At 69.1% G+C, this 18,525-nt stretch carries 16 protein-coding genes and 3 pseudogenes; 10 read left to right on the top strand and 9 right to left on the bottom strand.

Annotated elements, in window-relative coordinates; translation table 11 throughout:
* Positions 1-95: 95 nt before the first annotated feature.
* Positions 96-1,055, bottom strand: a complete 960-nt coding sequence (locus ACFZDE_RS30240; protein ID WP_391205133.1) for an SMP-30/gluconolactonase/LRE family protein — start codon at positions 1,053-1,055, stop codon at positions 96-98.
* A 105-nt stretch (positions 1,056-1,160) separates the two neighbouring features.
* Between ACFZDE_RS30240 and ACFZDE_RS30235 the strand changes: the two genes are divergently transcribed.
* Positions 1,161-1,616: an AsnC family transcriptional regulator gene (locus ACFZDE_RS30235; RefSeq protein ID WP_391001822.1), complete on the top strand. Its 456-nt coding sequence runs from the start codon at positions 1,161-1,163 to the stop codon at positions 1,614-1,616.
* Positions 1,617-1,618: 2 nt separating this feature from the next.
* Here the strand turns inward: ACFZDE_RS30235 and ACFZDE_RS30230 are convergent.
* The 5 genes and pseudogenes from ACFZDE_RS30230 to ACFZDE_RS30210 form a co-directional block, all read right to left on the bottom strand.
* Positions 1,619-1,971: pseudogene (locus ACFZDE_RS30230) on the bottom strand (transposase); the annotation flags it as partial.
* Positions 1,923-2,036: pseudogene (locus tag ACFZDE_RS30225) on the bottom strand (ATP-binding protein); the annotation flags it as partial. The pseudogenes ACFZDE_RS30230 and ACFZDE_RS30225, both read right to left, overlap by 49 nt.
* Positions 2,037-2,079: 43 nt before the next feature.
* On the bottom strand, positions 2,080-2,439 hold the full coding sequence (locus tag ACFZDE_RS30220) for a hypothetical protein (RefSeq protein ID WP_391001824.1): 360 nt from the start codon (positions 2,437-2,439) through the stop codon (positions 2,080-2,082).
* Between the two features lie 281 nt (positions 2,440-2,720).
* Complete coding sequence (locus ACFZDE_RS30215; RefSeq protein WP_391205686.1) at positions 2,721-3,167, bottom strand: tyrosine-type recombinase/integrase; 447 nt, start codon at positions 3,165-3,167, stop codon at positions 2,721-2,723.
* Positions 3,167-3,370 (bottom strand): hypothetical protein, encoded by a 204-nt coding sequence (locus ACFZDE_RS30210; RefSeq protein ID WP_391205130.1) that lies wholly within the window; start codon positions 3,368-3,370, stop codon positions 3,167-3,169. Before ACFZDE_RS30210 ends, ACFZDE_RS30215 begins: the two co-directional genes overlap by 1 nt.
* Before the next feature lie 419 nt (positions 3,371-3,789).
* On the opposite strand from ACFZDE_RS30210, the gene ACFZDE_RS30205 reads away from it, so the two are divergent.
* The 5 genes and pseudogenes from ACFZDE_RS30205 to ACFZDE_RS30185 all read left to right on the top strand — a co-directional run bounded on the left by ACFZDE_RS30205 (position 3,790) and on the right by ACFZDE_RS30185 (position 8,181).
* Entirely contained in the window at positions 3,790-5,067 is a 1,278-nt protein-coding gene (locus ACFZDE_RS30205; protein ID WP_391205127.1) for a DUF418 domain-containing protein, read from the top strand.
* 362 nt (positions 5,068-5,429) lie between these two features.
* The gene (locus tag ACFZDE_RS30200) at positions 5,430-6,320 is read left to right on the top strand and encodes an alpha/beta fold hydrolase (RefSeq protein ID WP_391205125.1); all 891 of its coding nucleotides are present in this window, start codon (positions 5,430-5,432) and stop codon (positions 6,318-6,320) included.
* 179 nt (positions 6,321-6,499) lie between these two features.
* A complete protein-coding gene (locus tag ACFZDE_RS30195; RefSeq protein WP_391205122.1) occupies positions 6,500-6,724 on the top strand; it encodes a hypothetical protein in 225 nt (74 codons plus the stop codon).
* A gap of 17 nt (positions 6,725-6,741) precedes the next feature.
* Positions 6,742-7,443 (top strand): annotated as a pseudogene (locus ACFZDE_RS30190) (phage/plasmid primase, P4 family); the annotation flags it as partial.
* Between the two features lie 99 nt (positions 7,444-7,542).
* On the top strand, positions 7,543-8,181 hold the full coding sequence (locus ACFZDE_RS30185; protein ID WP_391205119.1) for a LysE family transporter: 639 nt from the start codon (positions 7,543-7,545) through the stop codon (positions 8,179-8,181).
* Positions 8,182-8,302: 121 nt separating this feature from the next.
* On the opposite strand, the gene ACFZDE_RS30180 is transcribed toward ACFZDE_RS30185, so the two are convergent.
* The 3 genes from ACFZDE_RS30180 to ACFZDE_RS30170 form a co-directional block, all read right to left on the bottom strand.
* The gene (locus tag ACFZDE_RS30180) at positions 8,303-9,028 is read right to left on the bottom strand and encodes a hypothetical protein (protein WP_391205117.1); all 726 of its coding nucleotides are present in this window, start codon (positions 9,026-9,028) and stop codon (positions 8,303-8,305) included.
* 84 nt (positions 9,029-9,112) lie between these two features.
* Positions 9,113-10,609, bottom strand: a complete 1,497-nt coding sequence (locus tag ACFZDE_RS30175; RefSeq protein WP_391205114.1) for an AMP-binding protein — start codon at positions 10,607-10,609, stop codon at positions 9,113-9,115.
* A gap of 185 nt (positions 10,610-10,794) precedes the next feature.
* Entirely contained in the window at positions 10,795-11,823 is a 1,029-nt protein-coding gene (locus ACFZDE_RS30170; protein ID WP_391205111.1) for an ABC transporter permease, read from the bottom strand.
* Positions 11,824-12,518: 695 nt separating this feature from the next.
* On the opposite strand from ACFZDE_RS30170, the gene ACFZDE_RS30165 reads away from it, so the two are divergent.
* The 4 genes from ACFZDE_RS30165 to ACFZDE_RS30150 all read left to right on the top strand — a co-directional run bounded on the left by ACFZDE_RS30165 (position 12,519) and on the right by ACFZDE_RS30150 (position 18,357).
* Positions 12,519-15,092 carry a LuxR C-terminal-related transcriptional regulator gene (locus tag ACFZDE_RS30165; RefSeq protein ID WP_391205108.1) on the top strand — a complete coding sequence of 858 codons (2,574 nt, stop codon included), beginning with the start codon at positions 12,519-12,521 and terminating at the stop codon, positions 15,090-15,092.
* A 171-nt stretch (positions 15,093-15,263) separates the two neighbouring features.
* Complete coding sequence (locus ACFZDE_RS30160; RefSeq protein ID WP_391205105.1) at positions 15,264-15,698, top strand: thioesterase family protein; 435 nt, start codon at positions 15,264-15,266, stop codon at positions 15,696-15,698.
* A gap of 305 nt (positions 15,699-16,003) precedes the next feature.
* Positions 16,004-17,230: an acyl-CoA dehydrogenase family protein gene (locus ACFZDE_RS30155; protein WP_391205683.1), complete on the top strand. Its 1,227-nt coding sequence runs from the start codon at positions 16,004-16,006 to the stop codon at positions 17,228-17,230.
* Positions 17,209-18,357 (top strand): acyl-CoA dehydrogenase family protein, encoded by a 1,149-nt coding sequence (locus ACFZDE_RS30150; RefSeq protein ID WP_391205102.1) that lies wholly within the window; start codon positions 17,209-17,211, stop codon positions 18,355-18,357. Before ACFZDE_RS30155 ends, ACFZDE_RS30150 begins: the two co-directional genes overlap by 22 nt.
* Positions 18,358-18,525: the final 168 nt, after the last annotated feature.

The following is an 18,525-nucleotide window of genomic DNA, read 5'->3' as shown; positions in this document are numbered from 1 at the left end:
CCTGGGCGAACCCCCTTCTTGCTGCGCTGGACGACCCGGGCAGTGGCCTGAGATGACTCCTGCGACGGGGCGACCAGCTGGCGGTCGGGCGGAGGTCACCTGGACTTCGGGGCCGGCCAGGGCTGGTGTCCCGGGCCGGTCGGATGTATGCCCGTGACGCCGGTGACCACTGAGTAGAGGCTGGTCTGCGCGGTGATGAAGAGACGGTTGCGCTTGGCTCCACCCCAGGAGATGTTGGCCACTGTCTCGGGGATGTTGAGTCGTCCGATCAGCGTGCCGTCGGGGTCGTAGCAGTGCACTCCGTCGTCCATCGCGGCTGCCCAGAGCCGTCCGCCGTCATCGAAGCGGAGGTTGTCGAAACGGGCGTTCTGGCGGGATGCGGAGTCGGCGAAGACCTTGCCGTCGGAGAGGGTGCCGTCATCGCGTACGTCGAAGACCCGGATGCAGCCGGCCCGGGTGTCGGAGACGAAGAGCTGTCGCTCATCGGCCGAGAAGACCAGGCCATTCGGCGCCGCGAAGCAGTCGGCGACCAGGCGTACTTCACCGCTGACCGGGTCGATCCGGTAGACGTTGTTGGCGCCGATCTCGCTGTCGGCGCGATAGCCCTCGTAGTCGCTGGTGATGCCGAAATCCGGATCGGAGAACCAGATGGAGCCGTCCGACTTCACGGCGGCGTCGTTCGGGCTGTTCAGCCGCTTGCCCTGCCAGCGATCAGCCAACACCGTGACAGTGCCATCGTGTTCGGTTCGCGTCACTCGGCGGTTGCCCTGCTCGCAGGTGATCAGCCGACCCTGGCGGTCAAGGGTGTTGCCGTTGGTGTGCCCCGCGCAACGGCGGAAGACGCTGACGGCTCCGGTCTCCTCGTCCCAGCGCAGCATGCGGTCATTGGGGATGTCGCTCCAGATCACCTGCCGCCAAGCAGGGAGATAGATCGGTCCCTCGGCCCAGCGGCAGCCGGTGTACAGCACCTCCAAGCCGTCATCACCGTTCATGCACCGCCCGGTACGGAACCGGTCGTCGAACATCTCGTACAGCGCAGGGCGCTCGCTGGTCATGGATCCCCTATGGATATGCCGAGCCTCTACCGAACAACCTTCGGTTCAAGCGGGAGAATGCAAGATGACGTATAGTGCATGCAAGGTAATTCCGAATGGAGAGTTGTGGATCACATCGATCGTGCCCTGCTGGCACAGCTCCAGCAGGACGCCACCCAGTCCTACGCCGCGCTGGGCCAGGCCGTGGGCCTGTCCGCCGGCGCAGCTCATGAGCGCGTGAGGAAGCTGCGGGAGCGCGGCGTCATTCGGCGCACAGCGGCCGAAGTGGACCCGGTAGCGGTGGGCGGCGGCGTACTGGCCTACGTGATGGTCGACTCGACCGCCTGGATGGGCGACTCGGCGAAGGACTTCGCCGCGCTGCCCGAAATCCTGGAGGCGCACATCATCGCCGGCAGCGCCTCGGTGCTGGTGAAAGTCAGGACCACAACCACAGAGCAACTACAGGACGTGCTCCGCCGGATCTACGCCATCGACGGAGTCAGCGGGACCCAGGCGACGGTTGTGCTGGAGACCTTCTTCGAACGACCGGTCTCCCCGCAAGCCGCCGCCCGCCAGACGTGACCTGACGTTCCTTTTCCCGGTACTCGCGAGCGGGTCTTGCAGGCACCGGCCGCGTGTTGGTGGGCCCGACAGGAGGTGGAGTCCACGCTCGCCCTCGACCCGTCGATACGGCGGCCCTTTGCGTCGGCGTCGGCCGGGACGGCCGCGAAGAGTCTGTCCCACGTGCCGTCCGCCGGCCACCGTCGGTGCCGTCGTATGCGGTATTCCACCTGCCGAAACGTGCAGGCAGAGACTGCCAGGGCACTCCCGTGCGGTTCCGGTACAAGATCTCATTGATGATCATGCGGTGACTCGCCCGACGGCCGCCTCGATGATGGTGCCGTTGAAGGTCAGGCGGTCGACGATGGCCGCGCAAAGGCGGGGCTCGGTGAACGTCTTGGTCCAGCCGCCGAACGACTCGTTGGAGGCGATGGCGACGCTCTACGCCGATATCGGTATAGAGCGATCTATGCCGAGCCCGCGACTATGCCGACAATTCGCTGGCGAAAGTTGCTTCCTGGCCTGTCTTGTCTTCGTTTGATACGTCGAGATGGAAGGGCGATCCGTTGGCTGGTGGTGTCCATCCCTGTGCGAGGGCGGTCCGGATGGCCTGGGCGACATCAGCGGGAACGACCGGTTTGGTCGCCAGAGCGAACCAGTTCTCGGGGTGTGGCCGGTCGGTCTCGACGACGAGAACGGTTCCCGCGGTGGTGGCGTCCTCGACCGCGAACGTCAGCGGAGTCCAGCCGTTTGACTGACAGTAGGTCGGCTTGTGGCGGACACGCCAGCGGTAGGTGACGCCGTCCACGACGATGCGCCGGGACCCTTTCTTGACCAGCGCCACCGTCTGCTCCTTCGACTGCTCCGTGTTTCGCTCCGACATTCGCAGCCCGCCCTCGGGGAAGCAAGCCATTTGAGTTCTCGACATAGTCACAAGCGATCGAGGAAGGCCACGACCTTGTCGGTGGGCCGGTAGCGGCCCGGCCGGGCGGTGACCGGCGTGGTCAGCGCGAGCGCTTTCTCTTGGATGGTCATGTCGGCGTGTACGTAGGCGTCGGTGGAGCAGACGCCGGCGTGCGAACCGGCGGAGTCGCAGGTAGTCGTCGACTGCTTGACGAAGACAGGTCATGCCGCCTCCGTCCCGGGCCAGGGCTGTGCGACCGCCCGCGAGGCGATGAAGTCGACCTTCGCGTAGCGCGCGATCGTGGCCAGGTCTTGATGCCGGAGCACCTGTCCGATCGCGGTGAGGCCGGCGCCGTGCCGCAGCATGTCCGCGGCCAGGGCATGACGCAGTCGGTGCGGCCCGACCGTGCGCGAGCCGGCCCGCCGACAGGCTCGTTCCACCACGTCACCAACCAGGTCCGCCCGGATCGGAGCATGCGGAGCCTTGCAGGTCAGGAAGACATGGCATGCATCCAGGCAAGGCCGCAGGCCGGACATCGGCTGGCAGCGGGAGCCGGCCCTCCCTGCGCCCCTTGCCTCGGACGACGACCTCGCCGCATCGCAGTCGATGTCGTTCAGCACCAGCCGGGCCACCTCGATCGGACACGGTCCGAGCCTGGCCACCAGCATCAAGATCGCATAGTCGCGGACGCCGACCGTCCCGTGACGTGACGGGAAGTCCGGTCCAGCAGCTGCTGAACGTCGCCGACCGCCATCGTCGGCGGCACGGAGGCGAAGCGCCAGCCGCCCACTGGAGGCACCGCGCCGCCGAACTTCATCGGCATGACGCCTTGCAGGTGAAGGAACCGCATCAGCGACCGCAGTTCGGCCACCCGCCCCCTTTGCTGAGTCCGCCGAGAGCCTGGCGCGCTCCCGCAGCAGGAACGCATTCAGGTCCGCTCCGGTCGGACGGGCCGACTTGAACTGGCCGTCCTTCACTGCCTGTTCAGCAGAACGTCCACCGGCGACGGCGGCACCTGCAGCGCGGGCACCACTTCAGCCTCACGCAAGAACGTCAGCAGCGGGCCCAGGCCGCGCGGACCAGCCACCCGGCGGCGGCCCACGCATGTAGAAGCGGGACCAGAGGGTGGTGAGGAGGGTGATGAAAGAGGGCGGTTGGCCGTCAGGACCTGCCGGCCGACCGTAGCGGCGCTGTTCCACCGGTCGGCGGGGTGGTCCCGGCCGGTCGGCGGGGGCGTCGCCGAAACCTGTCGGGTGGTCCGCCTTCTGACGGCGCTGAAAGATCCTGCGCATGACACAGATAAAGCCGCCGCAGGAGACATCTGCTGCGCAGGAGAACTCGCCTCCACCGCCGCGAACCTCGTCCGAGTCCGCAGGGCCGGTCGCGGGCGGCCCCTCGATGGGACGCCTGGTCGGGGTGGATCTGGCCCGCGCGCTGGCGGTGTTCGGCATGTACATCGTGCACATCGCCCCGATGGAGTCAGCCTCGGGCAGCGTCGGCAGCTGGGTGTACTTCCTGGCCGAGGGGCGTTCGTCAGCGCTGTTCGCCACTCTCGCCGGGTTCTCGCTGATGTTGATCGCCGGCCGCCTGGAGCCGAAGACCGGCCTGGCCGGCCGGCAGGCGAAGGCCAGGATCGCGATCCGGGCCGTGGTCCTGCTGGCGCTGGGCACCGTGCTGGCTATGGAGTACGGCGACATCATCATCCTCGCCTACTACGGCGTCTACTTCTTCCTCGCGTTGCTCCTGGTGGGACTGAGCGCCAGGACGCTTGCGATGATCGCGGCGGGGATCGCGCTCGTGATGCCGCAGCTGGCGTTCGTTCTGAAGATGTGGCTGAGCGACTCTGTCCAGCAGAGCATCAACGCCTACGACCCGCTGGAACGGCTCAGTACCGTGGGAGTCCTCGATCTGCTGCTCACGGGCCTCTACCCGACGATCACGTGGATGGCGTTCGTGATCGCCGGCATGGCGCTGGCCCGCCTCGACCTGTCCGCCGCCGTCGTCCAGCGGCGTCTGGCGGCGCTCGGTGCCGGCCTTGCCGCAGGCGCCTACGGCCTGGCCATGCTGCTGTCGGGCACGAGCGCGGTGTTCAGCTTCGGGGGAGGCGGGGGGCCGCCCAGTGGCTCCGGTGCGGGCTCTATGGGCAGCGGCTCCGGGATCTCGGGGTCCATGGGCAGTGGTTCCGGCGGGCCTGAGCTGTCGGCCTCGGACCTGCTGGGTGCGGTGTCGCACACGGGCACCACCTTCGACACCATCGGCTGCCTGGGTGTCGCGATCCTCGTGATCGTGGGGGCGGCCGCAGCGGTGGAGCGCTTGCCGCGGCTACGCTGTCTGGCCAAGCCGGTCATCACTGTGGGCACGATGTCCCTGACTGCCTATGTGGGCCACTTCCTCGCACAGTCCGCGTGGCCCGCCTCCGGCTCCGGCATGACGAAGTCCTGGGTGCCCGTGCTCCTGTACATCCTCGGGGCGATCGTGTTCGCCACGATCTGGTCCCGCTTCTTCCGCCGCGGCCCTCTGGAGTATCTGCTCAACGCCGCCACCAAGCCTGCCAAGTACATCCGGTGAGGTCCCGGCGGGGTGGCTCGGCCTCCTGCCCCACCCCGGCCCGCAGGGGGATCGCCCTTGCGGGCTTCGGGCTTCGGTTGTGGTCCTGGCCGACCGGCTCACTGTTTTGACCCGCAGACTCGCACAACATCGCGGGCGCGCCCGCCGTATCAACCCCACCGCGTAGACCTGAGCCGCCCGCCCCCGCGCTTGTCCTCAGCAGCTGGCGTGAACAGGAAACCGGGTGCGGCAGGCGATCGACCGGTGCTCCTACGGATGCCGTGGGCGAGCGCGCGACGTTGGATGGTGCGGACCGCAGGTGTCGCCGCAGAGGTACAGCGGCGCGCCGAGAGAGGCTTCTGGCCGCGAGAGGACGATCGAGCATGGCCGAAAAGATGGTGTCCGTCGGTGATGTGAAACTGTGGACCGAGGACTTCGGAGACCCCGGTGATGCCCCTCTGCTCCTGGTCATGGGGGCATCCGCTCCGGTGATCCACTACACCGAGGAGTTCTGCCAGGACCTCGTGGCCCGGGGTCATCACGTGATCCGCTTCGACCAGCGGGACATCGGCAGGTCCACCCCCGTCGACTGGGAGCGGGCGCCGTACGACTGCCGGGACTTGGCCAGGGACGCCGTGGCGGTTCTGGACGCCTACGGCATCGAGTCCGCCCACGTCATGGGGACGTCGATGGGCGGACTGATCTGCCAGTACCTCGCCCTCGACCACCGGGAGCGGGTCCGCTCCGCCACGTTGATGTCGACGAGTTCCGCACTGTCCGGAGTTCCCGTGGCACTGGGGGGTGGCCCGACGCACTGCGATCCGCCGCCGCTGGCGTCATACGTTGAGGCCTTCACCGCCCTCGTCGAGGAGATGACCGCCCGCCCCGCGACCACGCGGGAAGAGGTCATCGACGCCCAGTACAAGCTCTTCCTGCTGCACGCCGGATCCGTCCGTGACGAGGAACGCCTGTATCAGCTGGCCGTCGAGGGTTTCGACCGGGCCGTCGTTCCCGGCCGTCCCGACCATCACGGGGCGGCGGTCGCCGCCTCGGACAAGGACCTGGCTCCCCGACTGCGGGAACTGGACCTGCCGGTGCTGGTCGTGCACGGCACCGAGGACCCGATCGTGCCCGTTCAGCACGGGCGCCGACTGGCCGAGACCATCCCGGGCGCCGGACTTCTCGTCCTGGACGGCTACGGCCACCTTGCTCCGCCGCACGAGGTCTTCGCCTTGGTGGCCCAAGCGATCGCGGAGCTCACACAGGAGGTCTAGCCACCATCGTCTCGACTCGTTGCCGGTCGCGCTCCCGGCGCCTGAGTACCTCTTCCGTCTCCGCCAATTCCTGCCGCAACCACTCCAGTTCGGCGCCGAGTTCCTCCACCCGTACAGCCGCGGCCTTCCGCCGCGCTTAGTATCTCGCGCCGCTGGCGGAGGACGAGGAGCCCGCGGTCATGGCCGTCGGGTCATCGCGGAGGAAGCCAGTCGGGCCGCGACGCGCGGTGCCGCACCAGCAGAACGCGGCCGGTGTCGAGGATCTGTCGATGGACCACCACGCGTTGATGGCCGCGGCCCTGGACGCGGGAGCCGATGGGCCGGGTGCCCGGCGGGCAGCGGTGGTGCTGGGCTGGGACAGAATGTCCGTCTCCCGCGTCGAGGGAGAGCACGGGCTCGGCTGAAACGGCCGGTGGAGCGGGGCTGGCTGGTCGAGGGGAAGCCGGGCAGGTTCATGCTGCGCCGGCTCTTCGGCGCGGGCAAGAACGGCAAGTCCGTCCTCATCGACGTCCTGGTGAAGCTGCTCGGTGACTACGCCGAGGCCGCGGCGCCGCCCGGCTTCCCGATGGCGCGACCGTACGAAGGCCATCCCACCGACCTCACCGAACTGCATGGCCGACGCGTCGTCTGCTCCGACGTCAAACCCGGCGACAAGTTCGACGAGGCGCGCGTCAAACTGCTGACAGGCGGCGACCGCATCAAGGCCCGTCGTATGCGCAGCCAGGACTTCTTCTCCTTCGCCCCCGCTCACCAGCTCTGGCTGCTCGGTAACCATCGGCCTCAAGTCGGCGCCGGTGGCTTCGCGTTCTGGCGACGCGTGCGACTCATCCCGTTCGAGCGTACGGTCTTCGGCGACCGCAAGATCGACGACTTGGCCGACATCCCCGTCGCCGAAGAGGGCCCTGGCATCCTCGACTGGCTCATCGAGGGAGCTCGCCGCTACCTCGCCGGTGACAAGGACCCCACCGGACCCGACAAGGTCCGCACCGCCACCCACGCGTATGCCGAGACCGAGGAGCACATGGGGCGCTTCCTCGATGCCTCACCACGGCAGATGATCTTGTCCTACTCGCTGAAGTACTACCCCGGGATCGGACTGCTCGCCGACGAGGAGAGGGCATGAGTGCCCTGATCGGCGACGAGGAGACAAGCACGAAGTAGTTCTTACTCCACTTCTCCGAACTCCTGGAACGCGCGGCCGTGCGGTGCTTCCCTCGGTCGCATGGTTCCCATCGACCGACTGCTCGCCTTCACGGCCATGTCCTTCCTGCTGATCGTCATACCTGGACCCAGTGTGCTCTTCGTGATCGGACGGGCTCTGGCGCACGGGCGTCGTGCCGCGCTGACCACCGTGGCAGGAAACACCCTGGGCGCGTGTGTTCTGGTCGTGGCCGTTGCGTGTGGCGTCGGTTCGGTCGTCGCACGGTCAGAGCCGGTCTTCATGTCGCTGAAGCTGGCCGGTGCCGCCTATCTCATCCATCTCGGCGTGAAGGCGGCCCGTGGCCGTCGTTCCCTGCCGGCCGCGTACAACGGCGAGGCGGAAGGTCGCGGGGAGCTCCGCACGCTCTGGGAAGGTTTCGTCGTCGGGGTGACGAACCCCAAGACCATCGTCTTCTTCGCCGCCGTACTGCCCCAGTTCATCGTTCGTGAGCAGGGCAATGTCGTGTCGCAGATGCTCACGCTGGGTCTGGTCTTCAACCTCATCGCGCTGGTCTTCGACAGCGCATGGGGGCTGGCGGCGGCGACCGGCAGGGAGTGGTTCGCCCGGTCGCCCCGTCGCCTCTCGGCCCTCCGCGGTGCCGGCGGCCTCACCATGATCGGACTCGGGGTCGCCCTGGCGGTCACCGGCCACTGGCAGTGATCGTCGACGAGAACCGCAGCAACGCCGCGGCCGCCGGCAAAAGAGCGAGTGCCGCGTACGGAGGGTCCGTACGCGGCACTCGTGCGACCGGCGGGGTGCGTCGGTCAGGGCACCCGGAGTGTCACCGGCCTGCCGTGTGGTAGCGGAACCGGAGTTCGAAGGTGCCGTCGAGGACGCCGGTCTTGGGGTCGAAGCGCCGGAGGTTGGCGATCTCGACCCCGGAGCCGCGGGCCCCGGCGAAGTCACCGGTACCGGCGAGAATCACTCCCTTGCCGTCCTTCCTGGGACCGGCCGTGGTGTTCTCGGTGAGCTTGCCCACCCACGGCTTGCCGCTGTCGAAGGCCGGCTTGAACACCGTCGACGCGACCTTCGAGGAGTTCTCGATCTGGTCGAGGATGAGGGTCCCCCTACCGGGAATGGACAAGGTCCACACACTGTGGGTGACGAGCTTCCCGGACTCGAGGTCGGTTTCCGGCAGGACTTCCTCGGTCTCGACCGCGAAACCCACCACCGTGCCGGACTTGTCCCGGAGCTTGCCTCCCAGGGCGAATGCCTTCCTCAGCCGCGGTTCGGTGAGCTTCGGAATGCCCTCCGGGGCGGCTGCCAGCGGCAGGTCACCCGGGTGGGTCACGAAGACGCCGTCCTTCGGGACCTCCGAGAAGAACGACTCCTCGACCCAACGCCCCTTGGAATGAACGGGCTTGGTCTTGCTCGACTCGTCTGCTTGATCCGACTCGGCGGCATGCGTCAGTGACGGGACGAGCACCGCCGTGAGTCCGGCACATACGAGACCGATGGCGATGCGGCGGTTGCGTGTGCCGGACCGCCTGTGCACTGAATTCGTCAACGCTTCTCCCCTTACCGAGGTTGCTTGTATGCGTGCACCAGTAATGTTTCCCGATCTCGATCGCGCTACGAGAGTAATGAGTGCTCATCCGGCGAATTCGTGAATTCCCCCGGAATGCGGAGGACTTGAAAGCCGTTCGATGACGCGGTCACGGACGGCACTGCGGCGAGCCTTGCCGGCGTCGTCCCGCAGCGGCTCAGCGCTGAACTCGATGGTGCGGGGGACTTTGTAGCGCACCAGTCGCAAACTGAGGTGCTCGAACAGTTCGTCCGGCGTCACCTCGCCCAGGACCTCGACGACGGCATGGACCCGCTGGCCGAGGTCGGGATCGGGCAGACCGACGACGACGCTGGTCAGCACCGCGGGGTGCTGGGTGAGCGCGGCCTCCACTTCGGCCGGGTACACATTGGACCCGCCGGACACGATCAGATCGGTACGGCGGTCGCTCAGGTAGAGGTAGCCGTCTTCGTCCATCCACCCCAGGTCGCCCAGCGACTCCCAGCCGTCACGGACCTGCGCCTTCGCCCCCACGTACCGGTAGGAAGGCGCAGGCCCCGGCGGGCGGCGCATGTAGATGTCCCCGACCGTCCCGGGCGGCACCGGCTTGCCGTCGGATCCCATGATGATCATTTCTCCCTGGACCGGCTTTCCGACGGAACCACGGTGCTGGAGCCATTCGGCACCGTTGATGGCCGTCATCGCCTGGGATTCCGTGCCGGAGTAGATCTCCCAGAGCCGTTCCGCGCCGATGAGTTCGATCCACCCCTCCTTGACCCACTCCGGACAGGCGGCAGCGGTGTGCAGGAGGATGCGCAGGCACGACAGGTCCGGGACCGTATCCCGCTCCTGGACGGTGCGCAGGATGCGCTGCATCATCGTGGGCACCATCATCGTCCACGCCACCGAGCGCGCCGTGATGGTCTCGATCGCCTCGGCGGCGTCGAAGCGGGGCAGGACCACCAGGTGGTGGCCGATGAAGAGGCCGAGGAAGGCGAAACTGAAGGGACCGTTGTGGTAGAGCGGGCCGGCGACGAGCTGGCAGTCGTCGGGCCTCATGTGCAGCCCGGAGCCCAGTTCGGCGTCGAAGTCTCCTGAGAGACCGTCCACGATGAGTTTGGGCCGTCCGGTGCTGCCCCCGGAGGTGGGCGCCTTCCACGACGGGGAGACCCGGTCCTCCAGCGCGGTGTCCGCCAACGAGGGCGCCGGGGAGAATCCGCTCGGCAGGCAGGTGCGGTACGGGTGATCGGTGGCGTCACAACCCACGACCAGCGCCGAGTCGGCCAGATCCACGATCGCCTGCCGCTCCAGTGCGGGCAGACGCCAGGAAACCGGTTGAGGTATGGCCCCGAGCTTCCAGGTGGCGACGACGGCGAGGAAGAACTCGACCGAGTTCGGCAGCCCGATGGTCACGAGGTCGCCGTGGCGCACCCCGAGCCCGGCGTAGGCACGCGCCAGTTGGTTGCTGCGCCGTTCCAGTTCCCCGCGGGTGATGGTTTCCGCGCCACAGGTGACAGCCGGCCGGTCGGGGGACCGCTCCGCCAGCTCTCTGATGATGCGTCCGATGGGTCGTGTCCGGGACATTGGGTTCCTCAGGTCTTTGATCTCGCCGGGCGGGGCCGAACCTTTCTCACATGTCTAAGGGCAGCGCGTGGCGCGGGGCATCCGTACGAACACGGGGTGGTCCATGACGCCGGCAAAAAGGCGGTGCGCCCTGAACCGGGGGACAGATCAGGGCGCACCGCCGTGCGGTGAGGACGGACTGCTTGTCACGCCGTCGCGAGCGCGGGGACCTTCCGTTCGGCCTTGCCGCGGCCGCTGACGGCGAGGAGCGTGAGACCACCGAGAGCCCAGACCAGAAGGACGGTCAGCGGCTTCGTGGCGCCGGCGCCGTCGAAGAAGGTGACGGACCGCAACAGGCTCGCGCCCGCTCCCGGCGGCAGTGCCTGGCCGATGGCTCCCCACGGACCCGGGAGCATCTCGGGAGCGGACGCCACTCCGGAGAAGGGGTTGCCCACCAGAAGGATCGTCAGGGCGCCCAGCGCCAGGCCGGGATGCCCCAGCGCGGAGCCCAGCCCCGCGACCGCACCGGAGATGACCATCACCATGAGGGCGACGACCGCGGCTTCCATGACGTACGAACCGTTCAGGGCCCCGATCCACCCGTGCACCAGAGCGGTGGTGGCCAGTCCGGCGAAGCAGGCGAAGAACGTGACGCCCAGCAGTCGCGCTCCTCGGCCGGAAAGCCTCAAGGCGAAGAGAAGGCCGCCGATGATGCCGGTCAGGACCACCGGCAGGACGCTGGAGGCGAAAGCCGCCCCGTGGGAGTCCTTGGCGGGCGCCGGCTTCACGTCCTCGACGGGAACGGCCGTGCCGGTCTTCTTGCCCAGCTCGGCGGCCACCTGTCCGAACGCGGAGCTGACGGCGGCACTGGCGGCGGTGGCGACCAGCACCTTCACCCGGCTGCCGTCGACCACGACGGCAGCGTAGGCGTCCCGGTCGAGCAGGGCCTCACGCGCTGCCGCCTCGTCGGCACGGGTGGAGATGTCGAAGGCCCCGGGCTCGGCCTGTACGAGCTGCTTCCGCAGCGCCGTCGACACCGGACCGCCGCCCGCGACGACGACCGGCACGTCGTGCGGACTCATGCGAGCGGCCGGCCACGCGAAAGCGATGAGGACGACCAGCTGGACCACTGCCAGGACTGCCGCGAGCACGACAGGCTTGGGTGTCCCGTGGGCCCCCTTGGGCGGGCCGTCGGCGAGAGGCTCGCCGTGCGGTGCGGACGGTGCGGTGTTCATGAATCCTCCTGAGAGCGGACCCCGCGGCCCTGTCGCGGAAGTGATCCCGGCGGACGAGGGCGACGCGCGGCGCGGACGCAGGCACACGTGGCGCCGCCGAGCGGCGACTCCCGCCTGCCTGCCCAGCACAGGTCGCCGCGACGGGCGGCACGCTGCCGTGTGCTGTGACGGAAAAAGGCTACGAGCGACCCGCCTGGTGCGATGAGTAACCAGTACTCCACTGGGCGAGGTCAGGGGATCGCGTCGTACGGACACGAGGTGCGACAAGGGGAAGGCACAGAGTGGCGAGCAGCCGCAGCTGTCAGGAGAACACCGGACAGCGGCCGCATCCCAGTGGAAGCACGGATGCGAACCCACGCCCCGGTCCCGCACCGTGTCTTGTTGTAGCCAGGGACGCCAGGAGAGGGCATGGAAACGGCCGGCACGCATCGCGTACGCCCCGCCGCCCGACGCGCGTGGCCTTCGCCCAGGCAGCAGGGCCGGCCGCCGCCACGCGCACCCCAGTGTCCGCAAACCTTGGGGTGCTGCCCCAACGCGAGCGGACCGGCCGGCGCCGGAGCATCGGTGACAGGTGCCCTTCCGGACCTCATCTCACTGCCAGCACCACCGACGCCTGGGGGATCACGATGGCTTCACCTGCGCACACCGCACCGTCCGGCAGTCCCTGCTTCACGTACGGGGCCGCCGGACTCACCATGGCCGACCGAGTGGACCTGGTCGGCCGTGACCGTGAACTGTGCCTGGCCCTGCGAGCCCTTCATCCCTCCACCGGACCGGGCGGAGTCCTGATCGTCGGTGCCCCGGGTGTCGGGAAGTCCCGCTTCGGCGAGGAGATCGTGGCCGCCCTGTCGCCGTCGGCCGAACCGGCGGGGAGTCCGGGAGGCGCGTACACCTCCGCCGAGGCCGCCCTGGCAGCGATGCCACGCCAGACGAGCCACGTCGAACGGCTGTCCCCCGGAGCGGTGCTGTCGGCGGTGCAGCGGCTGCTGCGCTCGGGATCGCGCCGCCCGAGGACGCTGTGGATCGACGACGCGCACGTGCTGTCACCGGAGAGCGTCGCCTCCCTGCGTGAACTCGCGCACCAGCGGCACGACCGGCTGCTGCTCGCGGTGAACGTGGACGAGGCTCCGGCCCAGCTCAACTCGCTCTGGAAGGACCAGCACCTCGCCCGCGTGGAACTCGGTCCTCTCGACGTCCTGTCGACCCGGCGTCTCGCGAGCTCGCTGCTCGGACACCGGCTGAACCAGCCGAGCGTCGTGCGTCTGGCCACCATGTCGGCCGGCAACCCGCTCCTCCTCCGCGAACTCGTCAGGGCCGCCCTCGCGCAGAACCTGATCGTCCAGGACGCGGGCCCGGCATGGCGGCTGAACCACGGCGTGCCGTCGTCCACCGCGCTGCGCGAGCTGGTGATCCGCCGGCTCGCACGGCTCTCCGAGGACGGCCGGCAGGCGCTGGAACTGGTCGCCCTTGCCGAACCGGCGCCCCTGCACGTCCTGGAGAAGGTCGTCCGAGCCGAGACCCTGCTGGAGCTGGAAGACGAAGGCCTCCTCCACGTGCCCGACCCGCGGGGTCTCCAGTCGGAGCGTGACCGGGCATCGGTGGCCGTCGCCCACCCCTACCTCGGTCACGTGCTGCGCCAGGGTGTCGCCCCACTGCGCCGACGCCACTACCTGCGCCTGTGGACGGCGGCCCTGCCCGAGCCGGACGTGCAGCGGCCGGTGGACAGGGTCCGTCTGGTCCAATGGCACCTCGACACGGGTGAGGTCCCCGAGCAGAGCGGTCTGCTGGACAGCGCGGAGCACGCGCTGCGCAATCATGACGCTCCGACCGCCGGCCGTCTGGCGGCAGCGGCCTGGGACACCCGTCCTTCCGCGCGTGCCGCGGAGCTGAACGCCCGTGCCATGTTCGCCGGAGCGGGCTTCGATGAGCTGCACGACTTCGTGGCCAAGGTGTGGCTCGACCATCCGGAGTACGCCGCCAGGCTCGTGCCGGTCCAGGCGAGGGCCTTCCTCGTCGAAGGCCGGCACGCGGAGGCGGACCGGCTCGCCCGGGAACTGCCCACCGGCCAACGTACGGCCCTCACGGCCATGACGGCCTTCTTCCGCGGCCGCTTCTCCGACGCGCTGCACCACGCGCAAGGCGTCCACCGCGACTCGGGATCGCCCTACCGTATGGAAGCGGGCCTGCTCGCCATGGGCGCCCTGTGCCACCTGGGCCGTCCGCACGACGCGCTCGAGCTGTACGCCCACCTGCGTGAACTCACCGTGCCCGACCAGCCCGCACTGCCCGTGGGCCGGGACTCGCTGGAGGAGATGCACGCCTTCGCCCTCATCCACGCCGGACGGCTGGACGAGGCGGAGAGCACCATGCTCGGTGAGTACCGTCGCGTCACTCAGGGCAGCGGCGCGCGCGTCGATGCCCAGCGGGGTCTGGCGCTCGGCATCGCGCTGTACGAACGAGGCCGTATTCGCGACGCGCTTCCGTACCTCTCGTTCACACCCGCCTACCAGGTCGGATGGCGGCCCTGGCACGTCAAGGCGAGGATCCAGCGTGCCCTGAGCCTGACCTGCCTGTCGTCCTCCGTGCACAACCGGCCGGAGGATCCGCTGGACGATCTGGAGGAGGGGTGCTTCGGCACCGAACTCGCCGTCGCCCGCGCCTGGCAGGCACACCGCCAGGGGGATCAGGAGAGAGCGACGGCGATGCTGCACGCCGCGGGTGACGCCGCGCTGGAGGACGGGGCCTGCGCGGACGCCGTGACCGTCTTCCACGAACTCGCGCGGCTGGGCCTGCCCGCCCACCCGGCGCTCGCCCAGGACATCCCTCTCCAGGGCTCCTACCTGCGCAGTCGCCTGCGTCTGGCCCGCGCGGTCCATTCCGGGGACGTCAAACTGCTGGGGCAGGCCTGCCGGGTTCTGGCCGACTCGGGAGCCGCCTTGTACGCCGCGGAAGGGTATGCGGAGCTGGCCCGCCTGCAGCGCCGTTCGGGCAGAGACCGCGCGGCGACGGCGTCCACCGCCCAGGCGCGCGCCCTGCTCGCCCACTGCGGCGACGTGGCCACACCGCCGCTGCACTTCCTCGGCGAGAGCGTGGCGCTGTCGCCCCGGGAGCGAACGGTGGCGCGACTGGCCGCACAGGGCCTCACCGACAAGGAGATCGCGAGCCGACTGGTGGTCTCCCCACGCACCGTCAGCAACACCCTCTACCGCGTCTATCAGAAGGTCGGTGCTTCCGACCGGCGCCACCTGCGCCGGCTCCTGTCGGCCTAGGCACCCCGCTCGGCACAGAGCTCCCCTCGGGGGCACGGTGCTCGCGCGTGAGTAGCGATCACTCATGACATCCCTGTGCCGCCCCATACGTTGGCCCCTACAAGCACTTCGCTCCCGGTGCGGCCCCGCTCACCGGCGGGGCCGCACCCGCATACTCGAGGAGACCCCGGCGTGGCGGATCTGGAGATCACTTACCGAGGCACGGTCTACCCCTGGCACTGCGACCACATGGGGCACATGAACGTCATGTGGTACGTGGGGAAGTTCGACGAGGCCACCTGGCAGTTGTTCGACCGCATCGGTCTTACCCCTGCCTACCTGCGGGAACAGGGAAGGGGGATGGTCGCGGTGGACCAGCGGATCTCGTACAGGCGTGAACTGCGCGCAGGAGACGTGGTGGTGGTGCGTACCGGGCTCCTGGAGGTCGGCGCCAAGAAGATCCGCTTCTGTCACCACATGGAGAACGCCTCCACGGGCGAGCAGGCGGCGGTCACCGTCATCACGGGGGTCCACATCGACACCACCGCCCGCCGGGCGGTGGCACTTCCCGAGGAACAGCTCGCCGCCGCCCAGAAGATGATCACCGACTTCGACCCGGGCATGTGACGGTGGGCAGGGGGCCCTGCCCGGCCGGCGGAGTAGACATCACTCATGTGCCCGGCAGCGGCTGAGTGATGACATAGGAAACGGCAGGACGTGGGGACGCCCTGGCCCGGCTGCCGACCGTTGAGCGTCTCTCGGCAGTCCCTCCATCTCTGTCCTCCCTGTATTCCGCCGATCCTGGGCATGGAGCGTGCGGTGAACCAGGGAGGGGAGAGGTGGAGTTTCTCTGCTTGCGGGAAACGTCACCCAGCCTGCCCGGCAAGGCTGTTGCCAGTACACGCAACCGCATGAGAGGCATTTCCATGACAATGCGAAAGCCACGGCAAGGCCCGGATGGCACACCGTCCTGGACACCGGAAAGCATTCGCGCACTCACTCGGCGATTCCTTGCCGAGAACGATCCCCGGGCCATGGGTCCGACCGAATTCCTGGAAGCCCGGTACGACGCGGGACTGAGCTGGATCCATTTCCCTCCGGGCAGCGGCGGGCTCGGTGCGCCCCGCTCGCTGCAGACGGTGCTGGACGCGGAGCTGGAAGCCGCCGGAGCGGCCACCGATGTCCTGGGCATCTACATGATCGGCCTCGGTATGGCCGCACCCGTACTGCTGGCCTGGGGCGACGAGGAGCAGAAACAACGGTTCCTGCGCCCCTTGTTCGCCAGGCGCGAGGTGTGGTGCCAGCTCTTCAGCGAACCGGGCGCGGGTTCCGACCTCGCCGCCCTGAGCACCCGGGCCGTACCGGACCCGGTCACCGGGGACTGGATCGTCAACGGGCAGAAGGTCTGGACCTCCCATGCCCATGAGGCCGACTGGGGCCTGCTCGTCGCCCGCACCGATCCGGCCGTGCCCAAGCACCAGGGCCTGACCTACTTCCTCGTCGACATGAGCGCCCCGGGCGTCGACGTGCGGCCGCTTCGGCAGGCGACCGGCGAGGCCGAGTTCAACGAGGTGTTCCTCACGGACGTGCGCGTGCCCGACACCCACCGCCTGGGAGCGGTGGGCGAGGGCTGGAAAGTCGCCCAGACCACCCTGATGAACGAGCGCGTCGCCATCGGGGCCGACACCCTGCCGCGTGAAGGCGGAATGATCGGAGCCCTCACGGCTGCCTGGCGTGAACACCCGCACTTGCGCACGCCGGGCCTGCACGCGGCACTGCTGCGTCACTGGGTCGAGGCAGAGGCGCTGCGGCTGACCGCCGAACGCCTGCGACAGCAACTCGTCGCGGGCCAGCCCGGTCCCGAAGGATCCGCCGTCAAGGTCGCTTTCGCCCGTGTGAACCAGGAGATATCGGGGCTGGCCCTGGACTTCCTCGGTGCGGAGGGGCTGCGCTACGACGACTGGACGTTCCGCTGGCCGGATCCCGGCCAGACCTTCGCGGAACGCTCGTTCGGCTACCTCTACCTGCGCAGCAAGGGGCTCTCCATCGAAGGCGGAACGACGGAGGTGCTGCGCAACGTCATCGCGGAACGCGTCCTGGGGCTGCCCCAGGACACCAGGACCGACAAGCACACGCCATGGAAGGACCTGCCCAGGTGAGCACCGCCCCCGAGACCCCCGTCCTCGACCTCCTCTACAGCGATGTCGAGGACGACCTGCGCACACAGGTGCGCGCCCTGCTCGCGGACCACTGCCCTCCGGCGGCTCTCCTCGCCGCGGTGGAGGGCGAGGACCTCCACGACACCGCGCTGTGGCAGGCACTGGCGCGGAAGTTGGGGGTGGCAGGCCTGAGCGTCCCGGAAGAGCTGGGGGGAGCGGGAGCCTCCTGGAACGAGACCGCGCTGGTGCTGGAGGAACTGGGACGCGCTGCCGCGCCCGTTCCCTACCTGGGCAGCAGTGTGCTGGCCACCGCGGCGCTGCTCGCGGTGGGGGACACCCGCCTCCTGCCGGAGGTCGCCGCCGGCCGGCGGATCGCCTGCCTGGCCGTTCCGTTCGCGTCCTGGCCGGGCGGCGTGTTCCCCGACACGATACGGACCGGCCCCGGCACGGTCAGCGGTGTGGCCGACGCGCTCGCCGCCGATGTGCTGCTGGTGCCCTCGACCGGCCCGGACGGCCCCGCCCTGCACGCCGTCGACCTGTCCGGCACCGGCTCGACCGTGACCCGCCAGGCCGTCACCTCTCTGGACCTCACCCGCCCGCTCGCCGACATCGTCCTGCGTTCGGCGCCCGCCCTGCCGCTCGCACAGGGGGCCGATGCCGAGCGCGCGCTCCGCCAGGCGCTCGTCGCGGGGGCCGCCCTGCTGTCCTCGGAGCAGCTGGGAGTGGCCGAATGGTGCCTCTCCACGACGGTGGCGTACACGAAGGAGCGCCACCAGTTCGCCCGCCCCATCGGTTCGTTCCAGGCCGTCAAGCACCGCCTGGCGGACCTGTGGGTTCTGGTGACCCTGGCCCGGGCCGTCGCCCGCAACGCCGCAGCGGCGCTGTCCGCGAACACGGCCACGGCGGCCACCGAGGCGGCGCTGGCCCAGGCGTTCGTCTCCGACGCCGCGGTGAAGGTGGCGGAGGAAGCGCTGCAGTTGCACGGTGGCATCGGCTTCACCTGGGAGCACCCCGTGCACCTCTACCTGAAGCGGGCCAAGAGCACGGCGCTCGCTCTGGGGACGGCGGACCGGCACCGCTTCGCCCTCGGCGGCCTGGCCGGCCTGCCGGGCGCGGTCCCGCGATGATCACTCGTATCGAGCACCTTGCGACTCACTTCGTCTACAAGGTGGATCGGTATGCCCTCGTCTCCGGCACCCGCTTCCAGCAGTCATGACGGCCGCAGCAGGTCGACTACCGCTCTGGTCCGGGGGCTACAGGTCGGTGACGTAGCTCGTCTCCAGTGTGCTGTTCAG

Source organism: Streptomyces sp. NPDC007929, assembly GCF_042959065.1.
Classification (GTDB): domain Bacteria; phylum Actinomycetota; class Actinomycetes; order Streptomycetales; family Streptomycetaceae; genus Streptomyces.
Note: the sequence above shows the minus strand (reverse complement) of the source record. Positions and strands in the feature narration are given on the sequence as shown.

Excerpts from the sequence above, each read along its gene's own strand:
- ACFZDE_RS30240 (WP_391205133.1), bottom strand. The coding sequence starts at position 1,055 with ATGACCAGCGAGCGCCCTGCGCTGTACGAGATGTTCGACGACCGGTTC.
- ACFZDE_RS30175 (WP_391205114.1), bottom strand. The coding sequence starts at position 10,609 with ATGTCCCGGACACGACCCATCGGACGCATCATCAGAGAGCTGGCGGAG.
- ACFZDE_RS30165 (WP_391205108.1), top strand. The coding sequence starts at position 12,519 with ATGGCCGACCGAGTGGACCTGGTCGGCCGTGACCGTGAACTGTGCCTG.
- ACFZDE_RS30215 (WP_391205686.1), bottom strand. The coding sequence starts at position 3,167 with ATGCTGGTGGCCAGGCTCGGACCGTGTCCGATCGAGGTGGCCCGGCTG.
- ACFZDE_RS30195 (WP_391205122.1), top strand. The coding sequence starts at position 6,500 with ATGGCCGTCGGGTCATCGCGGAGGAAGCCAGTCGGGCCGCGACGCGCG.
- ACFZDE_RS30150 (WP_391205102.1), top strand. The coding sequence starts at position 17,209 with ATGGAAGGACCTGCCCAGGTGAGCACCGCCCCCGAGACCCCCGTCCTC.
- ACFZDE_RS30170 (WP_391205111.1), bottom strand. The coding sequence starts at position 11,823 with ATGAACACCGCACCGTCCGCACCGCACGGCGAGCCTCTCGCCGACGGC.
- ACFZDE_RS30200 (WP_391205125.1), top strand. The coding sequence starts at position 5,430 with ATGGCCGAAAAGATGGTGTCCGTCGGTGATGTGAAACTGTGGACCGAG.
- ACFZDE_RS30155 (WP_391205683.1), top strand. The coding sequence starts at position 16,004 with ATGCGAAAGCCACGGCAAGGCCCGGATGGCACACCGTCCTGGACACCG.
- ACFZDE_RS30185 (WP_391205119.1), top strand. The coding sequence starts at position 7,543 with ATGGTTCCCATCGACCGACTGCTCGCCTTCACGGCCATGTCCTTCCTG.
- ACFZDE_RS30205 (WP_391205127.1), top strand. The coding sequence starts at position 3,790 with ATGACACAGATAAAGCCGCCGCAGGAGACATCTGCTGCGCAGGAGAAC.